A 6,878-nucleotide genomic window follows, 5' to 3' on the forward strand; every position below is an offset into this window, starting at 1 on the left:
GCCTGCCACGCGGGGCTGAGCGCCGCGACCGCCGGCATCGTGTGCTTCTGCGACTGCGACGCCTCCCTCGACCCGGCCCTGCTCGTGCCGTTCGTGCGCGAGGTCCGGGCCGGCGAGTCCGACCTGGTGCTCGGACGCAGACGCCCGCAGGGCCGCGGCGCGTGGCCCGCGCACGCCCGGGCCGGCAACCTCGCGCTCGCCCGGATGCTGCGCCGCCGTACCGGCCTGCGGCTGCACGACCTCGGTCCGCTGCGCGCCGCCCGCCGTGAGGCGCTGCTCGGGCTCGGCCTCACCGACCGGCGCAGCGGTTACCCCCTGCAGATGGTCGTGCGGGCCGCCGACGCGGGCTGGCGCGTGACCGAACACGACGTCCCCTATCTGCCGCGGTCGGGCGCGTCCAAGGTGACCGGGACCTGGCGGGGCACCTGGCAGGCGGTGCGCGACATGAGCCGTGTCCTGGCCGAGCCCGCGGCTCCGGAACCCGCGGCGAGCCCCGCTGCCGCTCCGGCGCCCGCGCAGGAAGGCGTCCGCCGATGACCACCCTGCTCGTCGTCGCCAAGGAACCGCGGCCGGGCCGGGTGAAGACCCGCCTGACCCCGCCGTTCACGCCCGTCGAGGCCGCGTCGCTCGCCGAGGCGGCCCTCGAGGACACCCTGCGCACGGTGGCCGCGACATCCGCCGTGCGTCGCGTGCTCGTGCTCGACGGGGCGAGCGGACCGTGGCTGCCGCCCGGTTTCGACGTCGTGCCGCAGTCTGCGGGCGGTCTCGACGAGCGGCTCGCCGCGGCCTTCGCCGGATGCGACGGCCCGGCCCTGTTGATCGGGATGGACACCCCCCAGGTGACGCCGGAACTGCTCACCGTGGACTTCGACGGGTACGACGCCTGCTTCGGCCCGGCCGAGGACGGCGGCTTCTGGGCGCTCGGGCTGGCCTGCCCCGATCCCGATCTGCTGCGCGGGGTGCCGATGTCGACGGCCGCGACCGGGGCGGTGCAGCGGGCACGGCTCGTCGCCGCCGGACTGCGGGTGCGCGATCTGCCGCGCCTGCGGGACGTGGACACGTGCGCCGACGCCGAGGCGGTCGCCGCCGGCGCCGCGCACGGCCGCTTCGCCGCCGCCCTGACCCGGCTCCGCGCGGTCGGCAGCCGATGAGCCCGACGCCCGAGGCGATGACGAAAGACGTGACGACGCACGACGCGGCGAGGAACGACGTGACGACGAACGACATGGTCACGCGCGAGGGCGCGGAGCACGGCGCGGAGCAAGGCTGGTCCCGCGCCGATCCGTACGCCGACGCCCTGCGGGCCGGCCGCGGGCCGCTCTTCCTGCGCCGCGGGGACGGCTGGCTGCTCCCCCTGGACGTGGAGCGCTGGTGCGGCCGCGCGGACGTCGTGGACCGCGAGGTCCTGGACCGCTGCGAGGGCGCCGTCCTCGACGTCGGATGCGGTCCCGGACGGCTGGTCGCCGAACTCGCCGCCCGGGGCCGTACCGCTCTGGGCATCGACGTCAGCGAGGCCGCCGTGCGGCACACGGTCCGGCTCGGCGGCCCCCCTCTGTTCGGCCAACTGGACACCCATCGTGGCGGCCATGGCGGCGCCGGCTTTCAGGACAGCTTTCAGAGCCGAATGTCCCTCAGTCGAGGAAGGTCAGACCACACTGCCGCCGCATAGCTCGGATCGAAGATCGCGTGGTACCCCCCGGTGTGCCAGAAAAGTACTGGGCCCTCGATCGTTTCCTTGCGCGCCATGTCGATGATCGCCGCGACCGCTTTCGCCGTGTACACCGGGTCGACCACGATTCCCTCGAGCCGCGCCATGAGGTCTATGGCCTCCGTGACGCCCGCGGCGGGCTGTCCGTAGCCCTCCCCCAAGTAGTCCTCAGTCAGCTCGATGTCGGAGGCGGCGACGCGAATGGTGGGCGCGATGAGATCAGCTGCCTCGTTCGCGAGCCGGAGGTAGTTCCCCGGTACGTCGTCGTACACCTCTCCCGCGACGACGACGCCGATGACGCGGGTCGACTTCTGACGGACCGCTCGCCCCAGTGCAAGTCCCGCGTGCGTGCTCCCCGCCGAGCTGGCGTGCACGATCGTACTGAATGTCGCACCCTGCGCCTCCATCTGCTCTTCGGCTTCGATGTAGGCGCGCGCGAAGCTCGCCGCTCCACGGCCGGTTGCCGAGCCGATGGGCAGTCGGTAGACCCGCTCGCCGACAGCCTCCAGCTCGCGGACGACATCCTCGGTCAGCCGAGCGAGTTCTACCCAGGAGACGTCGCCGACAAGACGGAGGTCGGCGCCGAAAAGGGCATCGAGGAGAAGATTGCCCACGGGCTCCTTCGGCTCGTTGTGGCAGAGCACGAGAGTGCACTTCATTCCGATCGCGGCTGCCGCAGCGGCAGCTGCACGAGTGGCGTTGGAATGGCGAGAGCCTTCGGTCACAATGTGGGTGGCTCCCAGCGTGCGTGCGTGCGCGAGCTCCGTCTCGAGCTTGCGCACCTTGTTCCCTGCGAGACCTACCGAGCCCAGGTCGTCGCGCTTCGCCCAGACCTCCACGCCGAGTTCATCGCTCAGCCGAGGCAGGAAATGCACGGGCGAGGTGAACCCTCGGAGGTCGATACGTGGCAAGTCGGTGTGGTTACGTGCTGCGCTCATGCTCGCAGAAGTTAGAGAGAGCGGCCCATATGCACAACTACATCAAATCTGATCGTGCAGATGCACAATCGAGGGCCGCCCCGTGACGTACTGTCTGTCATATGCATAACCTTGATGCGGTTGATGCCCGAATACTGCTCGCCCGGGATGACTCACCCGAAGCCCCGCTGATCGAGATCGCTGCCCGGCTGGGGATGTCGCGGAACACGGTGCAGGCGCGCCTGAAGAGGCTCCACGACGGCGGGGCGCTGGGCACACCCAGCGCCCCTCTCTCCCCAGCGGCAATCGGCCGGCCCCTACTCGCCTTCGTGACTCTGTCCGTGTCGCAGCAGCAGACCGACTCGGCCTATGCGGCGATCAGTGCCATTCCAGAGGTCATCGAAGCGCACACCACGACAGGAGACGCAGACCTCATACTCCGAGTGGTCGCTCGCGACACTGTTGATCTGCACCGGATCACACAGGCCGTGCAGCTGGCGCCCGGCGTGCAACGCAGCAGCACCTCGATCGCGACAACCGAGGTCATCCCTCACCGAATGTCTCTTCTTCTCCATCGACTGGCAACGGACGCTTCGTGACGAGCTTCGAGACGGGGTCCACGCCGTCGGCGAGGGCCTCTCCGAGGGATGTACGTCCGGCGGATGGACGAAGGGGACGGAGTAAGCAGGGAACAGCAGACGAGGTCCAGCCCTCCGGCGCGTTTGTCTCGATGGCGGCGCTGCAGGTCACCGCCGCCGACCACGCCCGCCCGGCCCGCGCGAAGGAGCAGATCTCCGCCGTCCAGTACGACTCCCCGGGCCGCGACCTCCGCACCGACCTCTCCAGGGCCGCCGCGTTACGTGTGGAACAACGATCACCACACCGCCACCCTGCGCAACGACAGCGGCCGCCTCGTCGACGACCAGTCCTGGGGCCCGCGCCGCCCCCGTTTTCCGGGGGAGTGCATTCCCGTGCTGGGGGCCGCTGGTGTTCGTACGCTGGAGGTGTGCGGTGCCCCGAACGATGTGGTCCGGCGCGATCAGCTTCGGCCGGGTGACTTCTCCGAGCCAGGATGGCGCTTGGCCAGGAACTGCGCGACCTGCCGACGGCCAAGGCGATCGAGATCGAGGCCTTCGTGCCACTGGATTCGGTGGACCCGTTCCGCATCAGCGGGGACCACTACCTGCAGCCGTCCGGCCAGGTCGCGGCGAAGCCCTGCAAGCTGCTGCGCCAGGCGCTGGGGCGCTCGGCGAAGGTCGTGGTCGCCACGTACGCGTGGTTGGGCCGCTAACGCGTGGGGTCTGCTCAGGGTGCGCGGGGATGCGAGCGTTTTGCACGCGATGCGCCTGCCGGACGAGATCCGTGACCCCGCCGAACTGCTGCCGCCGCCGGTCGAGGTGTCCTAGAGGGAGATCGAGAGCGCGCTGGCGCTGATGGATTCCATGACCCGCGAGGATCTTCAGGGGGAGGAGTTCCGTGACTTCTACACCGACGCCGTGGCGAAGATCACCGAGTACAAGCGGGAGGACAAGCCGCTGCTAGAGGCACCCGAGCCGAGGAGCAGGGCCGGGCCCCGGACCTGGACTTGCACCTGATGGCCGCGCTGCAGGAGTCGGTGCGCTTCTCCTTCGGGCGGCCTGCCGATCAGCGAGGTGGGCCGCGTGACGACCGGGCGTGCAGAGCGGAGCTGTCGCAGTCCTGCCGGTGCGGTCAACTGGCGGTGACGGTGAGGTGGGGGGACTCATCGACATGGAGGGTGAAGACGTCGGGGCGGGCGTAGTGGCCGGTGGTGTCGAGGTCGAAACGGGCGCGGGTCAGGTTGTCGAGGTCCAGTTCCGCGGTCAGGATTCCCTCGCCGTCGCGCAGCGGCCCGGCCAGGACCTCGCCGAGCGGGGAGACGATGACAGAGCCGCCGCCGATCAGGACGGTGTCCGGTTCGTCGCCCTAGACGGTGTGGAGATCGGCCGGCAGGGCGTCGCGCCGCAGGTACTGGTTGGCGCTGAGGACGAAACAGCGGCCTTCCAGGGCGATGTGCCGCATGGTGGACTGCCAGGCGTCGCGGTCGTCGACGGTCGGCGCGCACCACAGATCCACGCCCTTGGCATACAGCGCGGCGCGCAGCAGCGGCATGTAGTTCTCCCAGCAGATCGCCGAGCTGATACGGGCGGCGCCGGTGTCGATGACGGGGAGAGTGGATCCGTCGCCCTGCCCCCACAGGTAACGCTCGGCGGCGGTGGGCATCAGCTTGCGGTGCAGGCCCAGGTAGCCGTCGGGGCCGAAGAAGAGCGCGACGCAGTACAGGGTGCCGCCCTGACGTTCGACCGCGCCGACCACGGCGTGGCATCCGAGTTCCCGGGTGAGCGCGGCCAGGGTTTCGATCTCCGGGCCGGGTCTTCGATGGCGGCTGCGTGGTAGCGGCGGAAGAGATCGCGGCCGTCCGGGGAGCGGCTGCCGACCGTGACGCCGAAGTCCAGTCCCTTCGGGTAGCCCCCGAGGAACGCCTCGGGAAGGACGACGACCTCGGCGCCCCGGAGGAGTTCTTCGGCCCGGGCCATTGCAGCCCGGAGTGTCGAACAACGGGGCGGCCGCTTGGGCGACGGCGACGGTCACGGTGCGGCGGGACTCATGAGGTGCGCGGGCGGCCACGGCAGAGCTCGCGGTCGTCGGCTCGTCGGGGAGCCGGCTGCCTGACCGCCTCTTTTACCGGTCGGTACATCGGCTCCCGGCGCTGACTGCCCAACTTGCCCCAGTGATATCGCAGCCGGGGGTGCTCCAGGATTCGGTGACGACGCAGCCGGGACGCAAATCCGTCCTCGACGGGAGCATCGCCGATACACAAGGATCCGCCGATCGTCACAAGCCGAACCCTCAACTGACACGGCTTTCGGGGCTCATCGACATGAGCCCGTCTTCCACGAGCAGGTCGGCCCCAGTGATGAATGACCCCGCCGGGGAGGTGAGGAACGCGATGGCGTGGGGCTCGTCGACGGCGGCCATGTGTTGCGGGCGGCCGCCCCAGGTCGGCTCGCGCTCGTCCCGGTCGGCCGCGCGGTCGTGCACCTCGAAGGGGAACGGGTGCTCAGGACGTGTTGTTCAAGAGGGCTCGCGTTCACCCTAGCCATTAATTTTTTAAGTGATAGATTTTAGAGGTCGAAACATCGTGATCGCTCAAGGCCAGGTCGCCGGGGTGCATCGCACCCTGCAGGGCTGCGCGTCCGGCTCCCGGACGGCGGAGAGCCGACCACTCATGGAGACCACATGATGCGCACGTCCTTCAACGACGGCTGGCAGGTCCGGCCCAAGGTGAACCCCTTCGCCGAGCTGTCCGGTCACGTGGTCCCGTACCGGCCGGTGACGTTGCCGCACGACGCGATGATCGAGCAGCAGCGAGCGGCGCCGGCGGGCGACGTCACGATGGAGGGCGCCGCAGGCGCCTACTTCCCCGGCGGGGTCTTCGAGTACCGCAAGACCTTCTCCGTCCCGGAGGAGTGCCGGGGCAAGCGGATCTTCGTCGAGTTCGAGGGCGTGTACCGCGACGCGGCCGTGTACATCAACGGCGACTACGCGGGCCAACGGCCTTACGGCTACTCGCACTTCCGTATCGACGCCGACCGCTTCCTGCGATTCGGCGGGAACGGTGAGGAAGGCGAGAACGAGATCCGGGTCGAGGCCCGCGCCCACCGCGACTCCCGCTGGTACACGGGCGCGGGGATCTACCGCGACACCTGGCTGCTCGTCGGCGAGGTGGTCCGTATCGCGCCCGACGGCGTCCGCGTCACCACCCCCGACATCGACGACTCGCGTGCCGTGGTCGAGGTCACGACGGAGGTGGCCAACGACTCGATCGAGGTGCGCACGCTCCCCGTCGTCACGGAGATACGGGACGCCGCCGGGACCGTCGTCGCGAGCGACGTCTCCAGGGTCACGGTGCTGCCAGGTGAACCGGCGACGGTCCGGCAGCGTCTCTACGTCCCCTCCCCGGTCCTGTGGAGCCCCGAGGCGCCGAACCTCTACGACTGCCGCGTTGCCCTGGGGGACGTGGACGAGGAGCACGCCACCTTCGGCATCCGCGCCCTGCAACTCGACCCCGAGCACGGCCTGCGCCTCAACGGCGAGACCGTCAAGCTCCGCGGCGCCTGCGTCCACCACGACAACGGGATCCTCGGAGCGGCGACCTACGCGCGCGCCGAGGAACGCCGGGTCGAGATCCTCAAGGACGCCGGGTTCAACGCGATCCGCATCTCCCACCAGCC

Annotated in this window: 8 protein-coding genes and 2 pseudogenes; 7 read left to right on the top strand and 3 right to left on the bottom strand. The window is 70.0% G+C overall.

The features are described from left to right. The 3 genes and pseudogenes from ABT300_RS39605 to ABT300_RS39615 form a co-directional block, all read left to right on the top strand. Nucleotides 1-537: glycosyltransferase (locus ABT300_RS39605; protein ID WP_351686694.1), on the top strand; the 537-nt coding region annotated here is incomplete at its 5' end. Then, nucleotides 534-1,151 (top strand): TIGR04282 family arsenosugar biosynthesis glycosyltransferase, encoded by a 618-nt coding sequence (locus tag ABT300_RS39610; RefSeq protein ID WP_351686697.1) that lies wholly within the window; start codon nt 534-536, stop codon nt 1,149-1,151. The genes ABT300_RS39605 and ABT300_RS39610, both read left to right, overlap by 4 nt. Continuing rightward, nucleotides 1,148-1,555 (top strand): annotated as a pseudogene (locus tag ABT300_RS39615) (class I SAM-dependent methyltransferase); the annotation flags it as partial. The gene ABT300_RS39610 and the pseudogene ABT300_RS39615, both read left to right, overlap by 4 nt. A gap of 59 nt (nt 1,556-1,614) precedes the next feature. Here the strand turns inward: ABT300_RS39615 and ABT300_RS39620 are convergent. After that, nucleotides 1,615-2,646 carry a 1-aminocyclopropane-1-carboxylate deaminase/D-cysteine desulfhydrase gene (locus ABT300_RS39620; protein ID WP_351686699.1) on the bottom strand — a complete coding sequence of 344 codons (1,032 nt, stop codon included), beginning with the start codon at nt 2,644-2,646 and terminating at the stop codon, nt 1,615-1,617. Between the two features lie 101 nt (nt 2,647-2,747). Between ABT300_RS39620 and ABT300_RS39625 the strand changes: the two genes are divergently transcribed. From ABT300_RS39625 to ABT300_RS39635, 3 genes are all read left to right on the top strand, one after another. After that, entirely contained in the window at nt 2,748-3,224 is a 477-nt protein-coding gene (locus ABT300_RS39625; RefSeq protein WP_351686702.1) for an Lrp/AsnC family transcriptional regulator, read from the top strand. A gap of 473 nt (nt 3,225-3,697) precedes the next feature. Continuing rightward, complete coding sequence (locus tag ABT300_RS39630; protein ID WP_351686705.1) at nt 3,698-3,916, top strand: Ku protein; 219 nt, start codon at nt 3,698-3,700, stop codon at nt 3,914-3,916. Nucleotides 3,917-4,058: 142 nt separating this feature from the next. Then, complete coding sequence (locus ABT300_RS39635; protein ID WP_351686708.1) at nt 4,059-4,220, top strand: hypothetical protein; 162 nt, start codon at nt 4,059-4,061, stop codon at nt 4,218-4,220. A 115-nt stretch (nt 4,221-4,335) separates the two neighbouring features. Here ABT300_RS39635 and ABT300_RS39640 read toward each other — a convergent pair. Beyond that, nucleotides 4,336-5,271: pseudogene (locus tag ABT300_RS39640) on the bottom strand (carbon-nitrogen hydrolase family protein). A gap of 222 nt (nt 5,272-5,493) precedes the next feature. Then, a complete protein-coding gene (locus tag ABT300_RS39645) occupies nt 5,494-5,685 on the bottom strand; it encodes a hypothetical protein (RefSeq protein ID WP_351686711.1) in 192 nt (63 codons plus the stop codon). A gap of 198 nt (nt 5,686-5,883) precedes the next feature. Here ABT300_RS39645 and ABT300_RS39650 point away from each other — a divergent pair. Continuing rightward, nucleotides 5,884-6,878: glycoside hydrolase family 2 protein (locus ABT300_RS39650; protein WP_351686714.1), on the top strand; the 995-nt coding region annotated here is incomplete at its 3' end.

Origin of the sequence: Streptomyces sp. NPDC001027, assembly GCF_040299045.1 — a bacterium.
GTDB lineage: Bacteria > Actinomycetota > Actinomycetes > Streptomycetales > Streptomycetaceae > Streptomyces.